11 protein-coding genes, 1 tRNA gene and 2 pseudogenes are annotated in these 14,152 nt (G+C 71.6%); 2 read left to right on the top strand and 12 right to left on the bottom strand.

Annotated features, from left to right (window positions below):
- The first annotated feature begins 67 nt into the window (after window positions 1-67).
- Window positions 68-865 carry a hypothetical protein gene (locus N8I87_RS38535; RefSeq protein ID WP_263215524.1) on the top strand — a complete coding sequence of 266 codons (798 nt, stop codon included), beginning with the start codon at window positions 68-70 and terminating at the stop codon, window positions 863-865.
- Between the two features lie 8 nt (window positions 866-873).
- On the opposite strand, the pseudogene N8I87_RS38530 reads toward N8I87_RS38535, so the two are convergent.
- The 9 genes and pseudogenes from N8I87_RS38530 to selD all read right to left on the bottom strand — a co-directional run.
- Window positions 874-1,134, bottom strand: a pseudogene (locus N8I87_RS38530) (AraC family transcriptional regulator); the annotation flags it as partial.
- A 76-nt stretch (window positions 1,135-1,210) separates the two neighbouring features.
- Entirely contained in the window at window positions 1,211-3,610 is a 2,400-nt protein-coding gene (locus N8I87_RS38525) for a glycoside hydrolase family 65 protein (RefSeq protein WP_263215522.1), read from the bottom strand.
- On the bottom strand, window positions 3,607-4,350 hold the full coding sequence (locus tag N8I87_RS38520; protein WP_263215521.1) for an HAD family hydrolase: 744 nt from the start codon (window positions 4,348-4,350) through the stop codon (window positions 3,607-3,609). The genes N8I87_RS38525 and N8I87_RS38520 overlap by 4 nt, the downstream gene beginning before the upstream one ends.
- A gap of 141 nt (window positions 4,351-4,491) precedes the next feature.
- Window positions 4,492-5,961, bottom strand: a complete 1,470-nt coding sequence (gene zwf / locus N8I87_RS38515) for a glucose-6-phosphate dehydrogenase (RefSeq protein ID WP_263215520.1) — start codon at window positions 5,959-5,961, stop codon at window positions 4,492-4,494.
- Window positions 5,962-5,964: 3 nt separating this feature from the next.
- Window positions 5,965-6,996 (bottom strand): phosphogluconate dehydrogenase (NAD(+)-dependent, decarboxylating), encoded by a 1,032-nt coding sequence (gene gnd, locus N8I87_RS38510; RefSeq protein WP_411577338.1) that lies wholly within the window; start codon window positions 6,994-6,996, stop codon window positions 5,965-5,967.
- 155 nt (window positions 6,997-7,151) lie between these two features.
- Window positions 7,152-7,520, bottom strand: coding sequence for a universal stress protein (locus N8I87_RS38505; protein WP_411577409.1), 369 nt, complete (start codon window positions 7,518-7,520; stop codon window positions 7,152-7,154).
- Window positions 7,448-7,954, bottom strand: coding sequence for a universal stress protein (locus N8I87_RS38500; RefSeq protein ID WP_263215519.1), 507 nt, complete (start codon window positions 7,952-7,954; stop codon window positions 7,448-7,450). The genes N8I87_RS38505 and N8I87_RS38500 overlap by 73 nt, the downstream gene beginning before the upstream one ends.
- Before the next feature lie 498 nt (window positions 7,955-8,452).
- The gene (locus N8I87_RS38495) at window positions 8,453-8,761 is read right to left on the bottom strand and encodes a DUF1905 domain-containing protein (RefSeq protein WP_263215518.1); all 309 of its coding nucleotides are present in this window, start codon (window positions 8,759-8,761) and stop codon (window positions 8,453-8,455) included.
- A gap of 25 nt (window positions 8,762-8,786) precedes the next feature.
- Complete coding sequence (gene selD / locus N8I87_RS38490; RefSeq protein WP_263215517.1) at window positions 8,787-9,800, bottom strand: selenide, water dikinase SelD; 1,014 nt, start codon at window positions 9,798-9,800, stop codon at window positions 8,787-8,789.
- 34 nt (window positions 9,801-9,834) lie between these two features.
- Here selD and N8I87_RS38485 point away from each other — a divergent pair.
- Window positions 9,835-9,927, top strand: a tRNA-Sec gene (locus N8I87_RS38485).
- Between the two features lie 35 nt (window positions 9,928-9,962).
- Here the strand turns inward: N8I87_RS38485 and N8I87_RS38480 are convergent.
- The 3 genes and pseudogenes from N8I87_RS38480 to N8I87_RS38470 all read right to left on the bottom strand — a co-directional run.
- Window positions 9,963-11,705 (bottom strand): annotated as a pseudogene (locus N8I87_RS38480) (SelB domain-containing protein); the annotation flags it as partial.
- Between the two features lie 12 nt (window positions 11,706-11,717).
- Window positions 11,718-13,037 carry an L-seryl-tRNA(Sec) selenium transferase gene (gene selA / locus N8I87_RS38475; RefSeq protein ID WP_263215516.1) on the bottom strand — a complete coding sequence of 440 codons (1,320 nt, stop codon included), beginning with the start codon at window positions 13,035-13,037 and terminating at the stop codon, window positions 11,718-11,720.
- A 728-nt stretch (window positions 13,038-13,765) separates the two neighbouring features.
- The gene (locus N8I87_RS38470) at window positions 13,766-14,089 is read right to left on the bottom strand and encodes a hypothetical protein (RefSeq protein WP_263215514.1); all 324 of its coding nucleotides are present in this window, start codon (window positions 14,087-14,089) and stop codon (window positions 13,766-13,768) included.
- Window positions 14,090-14,152: the final 63 nt, after the last annotated feature.

Genomic DNA, 14,152 nt, shown 5'->3' with positions numbered 1-14,152 from the left:
CACCCACCGTCCTCCACCCACCACCCTCCCTGCCCTCTCCGCCCTGCAAGACATGAGGAGTAAGACCGTGGCGAAGACGACCACCCGAGGCCGCGGCTCCGGTTCCGGCACCCGGCGCACCATCACCGCTGCCGCCCGCGCGGCGGCCAAGCGCGCGGAGCGCGGAAACAGCGAACCGGGGCTGACAGCCACCGATGAGGCCGTCCCGAGGCGGCTCGAAACGCGCGACGCCGGACGCACCGTGCTCGTCGAGCCCCCGAAGCACGGCTGGGACGACCCGCCTGAGCCCTCGCCGGAGTCCTTCGAGGAGGAGGACGCCCAGCAGGAGGAAGGCGAGCCCGGCCCCATAACGCCGCCGCGAGCCACTCGGCGGCGGCTGCTCACCGCGGTCCTGTGCGTCCTGCTCGTGGCGGGCCTGGTCGCGGCGGCCGTACTCGGCCGGCGGTACCGGCAGGGGGAGGCTGCCGAGCAGGCACGAGGGCAGGCACTCGCGGCCGCGCAACAGGCGGCACCCGTCGTGCTGTCGTACGACTACCGGCATCTGTCCCGCGACTTCACCGCGGCAGGCACCCGGCTCACCGGGCACTTCCGCGACGAGTACCGCAAGACCACGACGACGGTGGTCGGCCCGACGGCCAGGAAGTACCACGGGATCGTGAAGGCAACGGTGGCGACACCGACCTCCGGCCCTCCCGCAGCCTCAGTGATCTCGGCATCGGCGGACCGAGCGGTGGTCCTCCTCTTCGTCAATCAACTGACCACCAGCACCCAGGTCTCGGGCCCCCGCCTGGACCTGAACCGGGTCCGGATGACGCTGACCCACACGTCCGACGGCTGGAAGGTGAGCGCGGTCGACGCACTCTGACGTGCGCGTCACCGGCCCAGTGCAACCTCGCCCGCATGGGCGGCACGCAGGGCGCGCTCGACGGTCTCCCGGTGCTCACCCACCGGAGCCACACAGTCGAGGACGTCGCGGGCTTCGACAAGGGGCCGGCTCTTCTTGTCCGCGCATGCGGGCATGCCGTCCAGCAACCCGAGCCGGGCGAGCACCAGCGCGCCGGAGCACTGCGCGCCGATCAGCTGTCGGGCAGGGGCGAGCGGCAGCCTGGAGATCAGCCGGTCGTCGGCGACCACGGCATCTCTTCCCGGTACGGCACGGAAGGTGCAGTCTCTCAGCTGCGCTGTGCGCAGGTCCCGGGCCGCTTCCTCCTCATTGCTCCGGTGGCGCGCCCCCGGGTTCCTCCCCGCCGGGCAGCCCGACCGGACGCCGGCCCCGGGGCTGCTGCGGCTCGGGGCGGGCGGGTACGGGAGGCACCGGGCGGTCCCGTGGTGTACCGGCGGTCAGGGTCATCGGCTCGCCGTGGTGCAGTACCTCCAGCGGGTCGCCTTCCTCCAGGGCGTAGCGTGCGTTGGCCGGGCCGATGTCCACCTTCAGCCGGCTCCCGCGTACCGTCACCGTGAACGCCACCCGGGACAGCGCTTCGGGCAGACGCGGCGCGAAACCCAGCCGGTCCGGATGTCCTTCCTCGCCGATGTGCCGGCGCATGCCCCCGAAGCCGATGACGAGCGCGATCCATGTGCCGGCGAGCGAGGCGATGTGCAGCCCGTCGCGGGTGTTGTGCTCCAGGTCCTCCAGGTCCATCAGCGCCGCCTCGCTGAGGTAGGCGTAGGCCAGCCGCAGATGCCCGGTCTCGGCGGCCAGCGCCGCCTGGCAGCACGCCGACAGGGAGGAGTCGCGGACGGTGAGGGCCTCATAGTAGGCGAAGTTGCGTGCCTTCTCCTGGTCGGTGAAGGCGTTCGGGCACTCCATCATCGCCAATACCACGTCGGCCTGCTTGACCACCTGCTTGCGGTACAGGTCGAAGTAGGGATAGTGGAGCAGCAGCGGGTAGTTCTCGGGCGGGGTCTCGTCGAAGTCCCAGTGCTGGAAGCGGGTGAAGCCGGCCGACTGCTCGTGCACGCCGAGGCCTTCGTCGTACGGCATCGCCATGCGGCTCGCGGCGTCCCGCCAGGCCGCCGTCTCCTCGTCGTCGACGTCGAGTTCCTCGGCCCGGTCCGGGTGGCGCGTGGCCGTTTCCGCCGCGGCCAGCAGGTTCTGGCGTGCCATCAGGTTGGTGTAGAGGTTGTCCCGGGCGATGGCACTGTATTCGTCGGGTCCGGTGACCCCGTCGATGTGGAAGACGCCCTCCGCGTCGTGGTGGCCGAGGGAGCGCCACAACCGGGCGGTCTCCACCAGGAGTTCCAGTCCCTCACCGCGCTCGAACTCCTCGTCGCCGCTCACCATGACGTACCGGACCGCGGCCATGGCGATGTCGGCGTTCACGTGGAAGGCGGCCGTCCCGGCCGGCCAGTAGGCGGAACACTCGGCGCCGTTGATGGTCCGCCAGGGGAAGGTCGCCCCCGCCAGCCCCAGTTGACGCGCCCGTTCCTGGGCAGCCGGCAGGGTTCCGTGCCGCCATCTCAGTACCGGGGCGACGGTCTGTGGCGCGGTGTACGTGAGCACGGGCAGCACGTAGGACTCGGTGTCCCAGAAGGAGTGGCCGTCGTACCCGGTTCCGGTCAGTCCCTTCGCGGGGATCGCCCGTTCCTCCCCGCGGGCGGCCGCCTGGAGTACGTGGAACAGGGCGAACCGTACGGCCTGCTGGATCTGCGCATCGCCCTCCACCTCGACGTCCGCGCCGGCCCAGAACTCGTCGAGGTAGGCCCGCTGTTGGGCGACCAGCCCCTCCCAGCCGGCACTGACGGCGGCCGCCACCGCCCCGTCGACCTGGTCGTGCACCGCGGGCAGCGAGCGCTGCCCGGACCATCCGTAGGCGACGAACTTGACCAGCCGCAGCCGCTGTCCGGGCGCCAGGTCCGCGGTCACCGTCAGGCGGCTGACGTCCGGCTCACACTGAGCTGTCCAGCGGGTGCCGTCCGGACCCTCGATGAGATGGTCGGCCGCCGCCCCCACGCGCAGTGCGCTGCGCTCGGTGCGGTGCACGAGCCGCAGCCGGGTGTCCTGGGCAAAGTTTTCCTCCGCCGTCAGCGGGGACTCGGTCGCCGCGGCGACCCGCGGGTCACCCTCGGTGTGCGGCAGCGGTTCGTTGGCCACGAGTTCTGACTGCACGGCCACCGTGGCCGGTCCGTCGACCGGCTCGACCTCGTACATCACCGCGGCCACCGCCCGTTGGGTGAAGGACACCAGGCGCCGCGAGGTGATGCGGACGGTCCGCCCGCCGGGCGTGGCCCACCGCGCGGTCCGGCTGAGCACACCGGAGCGGAAGTCCAGGACCCGTTCGTGCGCCAGGAGTTGCCCGTAGCGCAGGTCGCACGGATGATCGTCGACCAGCAGCCGGACGACCTTGCCGTCGGTGACGTTGATCGCCGTCTCGCCGGACTCGGGATAGCCGTAGCCCGCTTCCGCGTACGGCAGCGGATGCCGCTCGTACACACCGTTGAGGTAGGCGCCGGGCAGCCCGTGAGGTTCCCCCTCGTCGAGGTTCCCGCGCCACCCGACGTGCCCGTTGGACAGGGCGAAGACCGATTCGCTCTGGGCGAGTACATCCAGGTTCAGCTCGGTCTCGCGCAGGCACCACGGCTCGACCGTGTAACTGGGATGGGTGATCACCGCGACTCCAGGAGTTCGGCCAGGTCACTTACCACGACGTCCGCGCCGTGCGCCCTCAGCTGCTCCGCCTGGCCCATCCGGTCGACCCCCACGACCATGCCGAACCGTCCGGCTCGCCCCGCCTCCACACCGGCCAGGGCGTCCTCGAACACGGCGGCCGCGGCCGGCTCCACCCCCAGGACACGGGCCGCCTCCAGATAGGTGTCCGGAGCCGGTTTCCCGTGCAGTGCGCGCTCGCGCGCCACGATCCCGTCGATCCGCTCGTCGAACAGCTCCTCGATGCCGGCCGCCACCAGGATGTCCCGGCAGTTGGCGCTGGACGACACCACCGCGCTGCGCAGGCCGGCTTTCCGCACCTCGTGCACGAACCTGACCGAGCCTTCGTACGGCTCCACTCCGTCCTCGCGAATCCGGCGCAGCACCAGGTTGTTCTTGCGGGTGCCCAGCCCGTTCACGGTCTCCGCCTCCGGCGGGTCGTCCGGCGATCCTTCGGGCAGGTGCACTCCGCGTGCGGCGAGGAAGGTGCGCACGCCGTCCTCGCGGGGGCGCCCGTCCACGTACTCGTCGTAGTCGCCGACGGCGTCGAACGGTACGAACGCGGTCCCCTCACGTGCCGCCCGCTCGCGGAGATAGCCGTCGAACATCTCCTTCCAGGCGGCCGCATGCACCTTCGCGGTCTGGGTGAGCACCCCGTCGAGGTCGAACAGACAGGCACGTACGTGATCAGGAAGACCCAGCATGGCGTCGAGGCTAGAAGTGCCCGGCGGGTTGCGTCGGGCAGTCGTCACCCGGCGCGCCGGAAGGAACCCGCTCGGTCGAGGCGCGGGCGGCATCCGGAGCAACGCGCCCGGACGACCCGTCGGTCAGTGGTGGTCCGTCGGTCAGTAGTGGTCCGGGAGACTCCACCGGTAGGGAGCGATGAGCTGCTGGATCCAGTCGGGCCCCCAGGAGCCGGGCGCGTAGGGCTCCACGGGCGGCGGGTCCTTCAGCAGGGGGGTGGCCGCGTCCCACAGGCGTTCGATGCCGTCCGAACGGGTGAACAGGGACTGGTCCCCCAGCATGGCGTCCAGGATCAGTCGTTCGTAGCCCTCCAGCGCGTGCTCCTCGTTGTACGAGCCCGCGTACCGGAAGACCATCTCGGCGTTCTCCAACCGCATCGCGGGTCCGGGTTCCTTGGTGAGGAACCGGGCCGTGATGCTTCCGGGATCGTCGAAGTCGATCACCAGTGCGTTGCTGCGCGGGCCGGCGCACTGGTCGACGTCCACCGGGAACATGCGCAGCACCGGCTCGCGGAAGCCCAGGGTGACCACGTGTCTGCCCTGGGCGAGGGATTTGCCGGACCGCAGGAAGAAGGGCACGCCGGCCCAGCGCCAGTTGTCCAGTTCGACGCGCAAGGCCACGAAGGTCTCGGTGTCCGAGTGCGGGTCCACTCCCGGTTCGTCGCGGTAGCCCGTGTACTGGCCGCGGACGACATGGGCGGGGTCCAGCGGCCGCAGGGACTGGAACACCTTCTCCTTCTCGTCCCGCAGCGGCTGCGCCTCCAGTGTGGTCGGGGGTTCCATCGCCAGGAAGCCCATGAGCTGGAAGAGATGAGTGACGATCATGTCCCGGAAGGTGCCGGTCCCTTCGAAGAAGCGGGCCCGGCCCTCGATGCTGATCTGCTCCGGTACGTCGATCTGCACATGGCTGATGTGGTCCCGGTTCCAGATGGGTTCGAACAGGCCGTTGGCGAACCTCAGGGCCAGGATGTTGTCCACCGACTCCTTGCCCAGGAAGTGGTCGATGCGGAAGATCCTCGACTCGTCGAAGACGGCGTGGATGGTGGCGTTCAGGGCGCGGGCCGACGGCAGGTCGGTGCCGAAGGGCTTCTCCACGATCACCCGCGCGTTCTGCGCGAGTCCCGTGTCGCCGAGCATTTGGACGACGGAGGAGAAGGCGACCGGCGGCACGGCCAGATGGAAGAGGCGGCGCGGCCGGCCTCCGAGTGCCTGCTCGGCCTTCTGGACGGCGGCCAGCAGCGGCTGCGGATCCTCCGGGTCCGCGGCACCGAAGCTGAGCGACGCTTCGAACGTCTCCCACGCCTCGCCCTGCGGTTTCGACCGGCCGAACTCGGCGACCGCCTCGCGGGCACGGGTGCGGAACTCCTCGTCGCTGAGGGCGTCGGCGCCGGGCGCGGAGCCCACCACCCGGTAGTGTTCGGGCATGAGTCCGGCGTGGGCCAGATGGAACAGTCCGGGCAGCAGCTTGCGGCGGGCCAGGTCGCCGGTCGCGCCGAAGAGCACGATCACATGGTCGTCCGGGCGCGGATCCGAGGACGCGGACCGGGTCGAAGTCGGGGTCGGCTGCGCCACGGTTCAGCCCGCCTTCTCGACGTGCCCGCCGAACTCACCGCGCATCGCGGACAGCAGTTTGTCGGTGAACTCGCCCAGTCCGCGCGAGGCGTACCGCTGGTAGAGGGCCGTGGTGATCACCGGTGCGGGCACGCTCTCGTCGACCGCCGCCAGCACGGTCCAGCGGCCCTCCCCGGAATCGGAGACCCGGCCGGCGAAGCCGTCGAGCTCCGGCGACCTGGCCAGCGCGTCGGCGACCAGGTCGACCAGCCAGGAACCGACCACCGAACCGCGCCGCCACACCTCGGCGACCTCGGCGACGTCGATCTCGTAGGAGTAGGCGTCAGGATCGCGCAGCGGGGCGGTCTCCGCGTCGACCGTCCGCTTGCGCAGTCCCGCGTCGGCGTGCTTGATGACGCTCAGGCCTTCGGCGATGGCGGCCATCATCCCGTACTCCACGCCGTTGTGGACCATCTTCACGAAGTGGCCGGCGCCGCTGGGCCCGCAGTGCAGATAGCCGTCGGGCGCGGTGCCGGTGTTCGTGGTGCGGCCGGGAGTGGGTTCCGCGCAGCCGGCGCCCGGGGCGATCGTACGCAGGAGGGGGTCCAGGCGCTGGACGGCCTCCCGGTCTCCGCCGACCATCAGGCAGTAGCCGCGCTCCAGACCCCAGACGCCGCCGGAGGTGCCGCAGTCCACGTAGTGGATACCGTGTGGCGCGAGCTGCTGGGAGCGGGTGATGTCGTCGCGGTAGTAGGAGTTGCCGCCGTCGATCACGATGTCCTCGGGCGCAAGCAGGCCGGCCAGTTCGTCGGCCGTGCCCTGCACCACGCCGGCGGGGAGCATCAGCCAGATGTTCCGCGGCCGGTCGAGCTTGCCGACGAGGTCCTTCAGGGAGGACGCGGCGGTGGCGCCCTCCTGCTCCAACTCGCTGACGGCATCGGCGTTGAGGTCGTACACCACACAGGTGTGTCCGTCGCGCATGAGCCGGCGCACCAGGTTGGCCCCCATGCGTCCGAGCCCGACCATGCCGAGTTGCATGGGGGTGTCACTGGTCATGGTCTGCCTCCCGCGCATCGGGGCGTCCTGGCTCGGCCTGCTGGACGGTGTCCACGCCTTCGCTGCTCCTGCGCTTCCAGTACACGCCAGATCACCGGTGCCCGCATGCCCATGGCAGTCGGCTTCGTCGCCGGAACCCGGCCGGTCGCGGCCGGTCAGGCGTGCGGGACGACGGCGACGGGGCAGTCCGCGTGGTGGAGCACCGCATGGGCGACGGCCCCCAGATGGCCCAGCCGTTGCCGGCCCCTGCGCCGTCCCACCACCGTGATCCCGGCGTCGGCCGCGGCCTCGACGAGTCGGCCGGCCGCCCGTCCGGCGGTGGCCTCCTCCTGTACCTCCACTTGGGGGAAGCGCTCGCGGCAGGGCCGCACCGCCTCGCCCAGCGCCGCCTTGCCCGCCTCCGCCTCCTTGCTGCCCTCGCCGTGCGGGTGCATGGGGCGATGCAGCGCGGTCAGGCCCCAGGTGTGCAGGACATGGACGGGTACGGAGCGCCGTGCGGCGAAGTCGAAGGCGAAGGCGAGCAGTTCCTCGCCGGGGGCCGGATGTCCAGGCCCACGACGACACGGCCGCCCTCGTCCGGCTTGCTCCCGCGTACCAGCACGACCGGGCCGTGTGCCTCCGCCGCGACCTCCTGGCCCACGGAGCCGACCGTGTAGCCCGCGCCGGAGCCGTACGACCCGAGCACCACGAGGTCGGCGTCGGAAGAAGCGGACACCAGAACCGCGTTGGGCGCGTCCTCCACCTCCTCCTGGCTGGTGGTGATCCCGCTGTGATGGGACCGAGCCCGATCCGTCATCGTGTCGAGCAGGTCCTGCGCGCGTGCGGCCAGCACGTCCCGGGACGGCCGGACCGCTACAAGGGCGTGCTCCTGCCAGAGCGAGGCGTTCACCAGGCGCAGCTCGGCATTCCGTAGCGCGGCTTCGTCCACGGCCCAGTCCACCGCCCTCGCGCTCTGCATATCGGGTGAGGTATCTCAGGCCGACGCCATCCAGGCTCAACCGCCGTGGCGGGCCGCGCGGGCCAGGAAGTGGTGCGGGGCATCCTCGTAGTACGTCAGGTCCCAGCCGGCGGCCCGGCCGATTCACACGCGGTACCCATGGCGTACGGCCCCTCATGCCGGGCAAGCTCCACGATCTGGATCACGGGCCACCACCTCCTGGAGGACCGTACCCGATCAGCACTCACAGCCAAACGCAAATACAAGAACAGAGGCGGGCCGTGTATTGAATCTGCGGCTCTAAACCCCGCTTTCGCCACGCATGTGCATACCGTTCGGCGTGAGCACGGGACATCGACGCGTTCGAGATCCACCGCATCAGAGGGTGCCCTTTCGCCCGAGCAGGCGGGCCTGCTGCCTCTTCCAGGACCGGTGGCATCTCCGCCTCGTCCAACCTGAGTCGGCGGTTCACACGTGCGGCGGTGCCGGTTGGACAACTCGGCATCGGTACCGCGCAGTTCACCCGTGGGGAGCTGTTCCTTGGAGACGTACGGTCATCTCCACCGTCACATCGTCCCCTGCCACAAGACCGTGCGGCTTGCGCACAGCCACCTTGAGCGGCAGCAGGTAGCCGCCGTCCTTGGGGAAGAGCGAGGTCTGGAAAGCGACTTCGCCGATCCGGGCCTGGACCGGGATCACCCCCCAGCCGTACGTGGCCATCGCGGCCACCTCGCGGATGTCGGCGGACTCCTCGTCCGGCACGGCAACGAAGTAGTACGGCGACGGCCCACGCCATTCGATCACGGGGCCCGAAAAGACGAAGTCCATGGGGTCAGTCTCCCCTGCGCGGGGCTCACCTGAGCACGATCGAGTGCGCCCCGGACGCCACCAACTCCCCCACCACCGCTGCCCCGGGCACCTCTCCGGCGATCAGCAGGCCGCCGGAGGTCTGCGCGTCGGCCAGCAGTAGCCGGGTGTCGGTGTCCGTGTCACCGAAGTCGGTGTGGGGTGCCACCCACTCCAGGTTGCGCCGGGTGCCGCCGCTGACGTACCCGTCCCTGACCGCCTCCCTGGCGCCGTCGACGTAGGGCACGGCGGCGGTGTCGACCACGGCCGTGACGCCGGACGCGCGGGCCAACTTGTGGAGATGGCCGAGGAGACCGAAGCCGGTGATGTCGGTGGCGCAGGTGACGCCCGCCGCGAGGGCGGCCGCTGACGCGTCCCGGTTCAGGGCCGTCATCGTGGTGATCGCCTGCTCGAACCGCTCGCCCGTGGCCTTGTGCCGGTTGTTCAGGACACCCAGTCCGAGAGGTTTGGTCAGCGACAGGGGCAGGCCCGGCCGGCCTGCGTCGTTGCGCAGCAGCCTCGCCGGGTCGGCCAGTCCCGTGACGGCCATGCCGTACTTGGGTTCGGGGTCGTCGACGCTGTGCCCGCCGCCTACGTGACAGCCCGCCTCCGTGGCCACGTCCAGTCCGCCGCGCAGCACCTCGCGGGCCAGCTCGAACGGCAGCCGGTCGCGGGGCCAGGCCAGGAGGTTGACGGCGAGGACGGGGCGGCCGCCCATCGCGTACACGTCGGACAGGGCGTTGGCGGCGGCGATGCGTCCCCAGTCGTACGGGTCGTCGACAACGGGCGTGAAGAAGTCGGCCGTGCATACGATCGCCGTACCCGCGTGCGCGGGAAGGGCGGCGACGGCCGCGTCGTCGCCGGTGGCGAGGCCGACCAGCAGCGGGGTGTCGCCCCCGGCGAGCGGTGTGCCCAGGCCGCTGACGACCTCCTCCAGTTCTCCGGGCGAGATCTTGCAGGCGCAGCCGCCGCCGTGGGCGAACTGCGTGAGCCGTACGGAGCCTTGGCGGGTCGGTGTCATATCGCTCTCCCGGGGAACTAGCCTGGCGGTCGATGGAGGCGTGTGGGTGCCTGGTGGCCCTCCCGGTCTTCAAAACCGAGGTGCCCGAGAATCTCGGGCAGGCGGGTTCGATTCCCGTCCGCCTCCGCTCCCGGCACCGTCCCGGCAGCGCCGACGCCGGTCGTCCACGCGCTCCGTGTAGCCCTGGGCGTCCAGGTGCTCCAGCAGCGGCACGGCCACCCGGCGTGTGGTGTCCAGCGCCTGCCGGGCCTCGCTCGCGGTGAACGGCTGCGGCAGTCGCGCGAGGACGGCCGCGGCCCGCGCGTCCGCGCCCGGCAGCAGCACGATCCCGTCGGCCACCCGGAGCAGCGCGCCCGCCGCCACGGCCGCGGCCACCGCCTTACGGGTGAGGCCGAGTTCGGCGAGGCGGCCGGCCTCCGGCGCGTGGAACGGTGCCTTCGCCAGATCCCGGCGTACGGCGTCGACACCCGCCTGTACTTCCTGCGGAAGGGGCTGCCGGAGGTCTTCGGGGCCGTACAGCCGCCCTTGCCGGCACGTGAGCACGCAGGCCCCCGCCGCGAGGGCGTCCACCAGCGACCGGTCGGGCAGGCCGAGCAGATGACGGGCGGCCTCCAGGGAGAGCCCGGGGTCCAGGGCGTGTTCCTTCGCGTGCCGTTCCACCTCGGTGACCAGGCGCTCGCCCAGCTCGGCCCAGTGGGCGGGGTCGGCGAGCCAGTCCCCTGCCATGGGCGCGGCCGCGGACGGTACGCCCATCGCGAGCAGTGCCGAGCGCGTGACCAGCCTGCGGCGCCGCAGCTCGGCCGTGGCGTCCGGCTGGCCCGTCATGGTGGCCAGCTCGGCCGCTCTGGCCCGTGCCGCGCCCCGTCGGCGCAGCCGCGGCGGGCGGACATCCAGCACGGTCACGCCGCAGGGCGCGCGCCGGCCTCCCGGTTCGCGCAGCACCGCACGGTCGCCGACGCGCAGCGGCAGCTCCCGGCTCGCGGTCAGCCGGGCGGTGTCCTCGCCCAGGGGGCGGACGGTCACCGGGACGGCGGCGGTGCCGATGTGCAGGGTGACGGTCCGGGGCAGGTCGGCAACGGGCTGCCCGACGACCCGGACGTCGACGAGATCGGTGAGCAGCCAGCGTTCCGGCGCCAACAGCACGTCCCCGCGCCGCAGATCACCGGCGGCGGGCCCGTGGACGTTGACCGCCACGCGCGCCACCCCGCTGACCTCGGAGCGATCCTCGTGCAGGGACTGCAGCCCGCGCACCCGCAGCGCGGCCGTCCCGTCGCCCGTCACCAGCCGGTCCCCGACGCGCAGGGTGCCGGATCCGAGCGTGCCGGTCACCACCGTGCCGTGGCCGCGCACCGTGAAGGCCCGGTCCAGCCACAGCCGTACGTCCGCGTCGGCGGGCGGGTCCGGCAGCACGGCCGCCAGCCGGGACAGCTCGGTGCGCAGGCCGTCGAGCCCCGCTCCGGTCACCGAACTGACCGCGACGGCCGGTACGGCGCCGAGCGAGGTGCCGACCGTGCGCGCGACCGCGTCGGCCAGGACGGGGTCCGGATCGGCCAGGTCGCTGCGGGTCACGGCGAGGACGGCGTGCCGCACGCCGAGCGCGTCCAGGATCGCCAGGTGTTCCTCGGACTGCGGCTGCCAGCCCTGGTCGGCGGCGACGACGAAGAGCACCGCCGGGACGGGACCGACCCCAGCGAGCATGGTCGGCACGAACCTCTCGTGTCCTGGCACATCGACGAAGGCGAGGTACTCGTCGGCGGGGCCGAGCCGCGTCCATACGAAGCCGAGGTCGAGCGTCAGTCCGCGGCGCCGCTCCTCCTCGAAGCGGTCGGGTTCCATGCCGGTCAGCGCCCTGACGAGGGCGGACTTCCCGTGGTCGACGTGTCCGGCGGTGGCCAGCACCCGCATGACGTCTGCCTCCTAGCTTCCCGCCGCCGCCCTTACGGCCTCGGCCAGCCGTTCGTCCTCCTCCGCGGGCACCGCCCGCAGATCCAGCAGACATCGGCCCGACTCCAGACGGCCGACGACCGGGACGCGTCCGGTGCGCAGCGCGGCCGCGAACCGCTCCGGCAGGGACAGTGCGGCGCTGGGCAGTGTCACTCCGGGCGCGCCGCCCCCGCCGACCGTCGCGTCGCTCTCGACGGCCCGTACGTCGATGCCGTACGGGCGCAGGGCCGAGGCGAGCCGTTCGGCGCGGGCCCGGAGAGCGGCGGGGGCGGCGGTGAGCGCGTCGTCGGTCGGGGTCGGCGGCCCGGTGAGCGTGGCCTCCAGGGCGGCCAGGGTCAGCTTGTCGACGCGTACGGCGCGGGCCAGCGGGTGCCGGGACAGGGTGCGCACGATGTCTTCCTGGCCCAGCAGGAGTCCGCACTGCGGTCCGCCGAGCAGTTTGTCGCCGCTCGCGGTGACGAGGGAGGCACCGGCCCGCAGCTGCGTCTCGGCGTCCGGCTCCTCGGGCAGCAGGGGATGCGGGGCGAGCAGCCCGGAGCCGATGTCGACGACCACCGGGACGCCGAGTCCGGCCAGTTCGGGTACGTCGGCGGCGCGGGTGAAGCCGGTGATGCGGAAGTTGGAGGGGTGGACCTTCAGCACGAAGCCGGTGTCCGGACCGATCGCGGCGGCGTAGTCGTCGGCCCTCGTGCGGTTGGTGGTGCCGACCTCGCGCAGTCGGGCCCCGGTGGAAACCAGCAGGTCCGGGAGCCGGAAGCCGTCCCCGATCTCCACCATCTCGCCGCGGCTCACGACGATCTCCCGGCCCGCGGCGAGCGCCGTGGCGGCCAGCACCAGCGCGGCGGCGCCGTTGTTGACGACGTGCACGGCTCCCGCGGACGGCACCCGCTCGTGCAGCGCACCCAGTGCCGTACGCCCACGGCGGGCCCGTACGCCGGTACGCAGGTCCAGCTCCACGTCGGTGGGCCCGGCGGCCTCGGCCACCGCACGCCGGGCCGCGGCCGACAGTGGCGCTCGGCCGAGGTTGGTGTGCAGCAGCACCCCGGTCGCGTTGATCACCGCACGCAGTCCACCGGCCGTGTCCGGGAGCAGGGCGTCCGCCTCGTCGGCCACGTTTTCCGGCGCGACACGGCCGGTCCGTGCGCGTTCCTGCGCCTCCCGGACCGCCGCCTTGACGACCGACGCCCCGAGCAGACGGGCCGCCTCCACCAGCCGTGGATCGCGCAGGAGGGCGTCCGTCCGCGGAATCAGCCGCCGTACGTCGTCATCCGGCCCCGCAAACGCCTCAGGCATACGACCCCTGCCTCTCCCGCCTGCCTCCCGCACTCCATGTCCGTGGACGCCCATCGTCTCCGACTGCCCCGGGCCGGTCGTCCAACACGCCCGAGCGATGCGTGTGACTCCGGAAGATGTGCCTGTTCATCTCCTTCGTCTCCGGCGGGGTGATTTTTGCCGCCGGTGGGGGAACCCGAGGATGTGAGGTCGGCGAGCCATCATAAGGAGCCCTACATGGATCACGGGGCCAGCCAGGCATTCGATCCCGCCCCACGTGCTGATCCGATGCTGTCGAGGGACTGCAAGGAGTGCTGGGGCTGGGGAACGGTAGTAACTCTGGACGGCCGTCACGAGCTCTGCCCGGTGTGCCAGACAACCGGGCAGCACGCCACTGCGGTCGTCACCGCGGTACACGCCCACAAAGCATGACCACACCACCCCGTCTGTTCAGTCAGGTGACGCCCTACGTACACCTGCGAGGCACCCACGGCGGAGGAAAAGGCTGCATTGTCTGTTTTCGGACATCCGTATCCGAGGACAGAAAGTCAGCCGACATGGGCGAATTCCTTGTAGCCATGGCAGCGAAGGTCGCCATGGCGCTCGCCGAGGCGATCATCATGCGTCTCGTGTGGGAGCTGTGGGCCGCTTGCTCACGCTCACTGCGCATGAACGTCGTAGCGGCTGCCGCGTAGGCGCCGGGCGCCCGGCAGCGTCGCTCACGCCACCGCGCGCCATCGGGTTATGGGCTAGCGCTTGGCGCCTGAGCTCTGCTTTTCCTTCCGCCCGCTGCGCAGCAGCCAGGTGGCTCCGCCGACAGCCAGGGCGACCGGCCATTCCAGAGCCCCTGCCACGGTCAGTGCTCCGAGGCCTCCGTAGTACAGGAGATCCCTGGTGGGTGGCGCGCTGGGCAGTCGTGCCGTGGCCGCGTGGGCCGTGCTCGTCATCTCCTCTTTGGTGATGTACGGAACAGGCACGGGGGGATGCAGTGTGCGCATGTGCAGGTGCAGACCGGCACCGTCGTGCGCCTGGGGTTGCTGCTGTCGCGTGGTCTCCGTTGCCGTCTTGGCCATCCCCCTCCTCCTTTCTCGGAGTCGGTGTGGTTGTGCCTCTTCAATTGTCGCGCGCCTCCGGTG

The organism is Streptomyces sp. HUAS 15-9, assembly GCF_025642155.1.
Lineage (GTDB): Bacteria > Actinomycetota > Actinomycetes > Streptomycetales > Streptomycetaceae > Streptomyces.
The sequence above is the reverse complement of the archived record's forward strand: the minus strand, read 5'-3'. Positions and strand labels throughout refer to the sequence as shown.

Bases quoted from the DNA above. Each gene is read 5' to 3' on its own strand.
- N8I87_RS38520 (WP_263215521.1), bottom strand. From the start codon at position 4,350: ATGCTGGGTCTTCCTGATCACGTACGTGCCTGTCTGTTCGACCTCGAC.
- gnd (WP_411577338.1), bottom strand. From the start codon at position 6,996: ATGACCAGTGACACCCCCATGCAACTCGGCATGGTCGGGCTCGGACGC.
- N8I87_RS38500 (WP_263215519.1), bottom strand. From the start codon at position 7,954: ATGCAGAGCGCGAGGGCGGTGGACTGGGCCGTGGACGAAGCCGCGCTA.
- N8I87_RS38495 (WP_263215518.1), bottom strand. From the start codon at position 8,761: ATGGACTTCGTCTTTTCGGGCCCCGTGATCGAATGGCGTGGGCCGTCG.
- selD (WP_263215517.1), bottom strand. From the start codon at position 9,800: ATGACACCGACCCGCCAAGGCTCCGTACGGCTCACGCAGTTCGCCCAC.
- selA (WP_263215516.1), bottom strand. From the start codon at position 13,037: ATGCCTGAGGCGTTTGCGGGGCCGGATGACGACGTACGGCGGCTGATT.
- N8I87_RS38470 (WP_263215514.1), bottom strand. From the start codon at position 14,089: ATGGCCAAGACGGCAACGGAGACCACGCGACAGCAGCAACCCCAGGCG.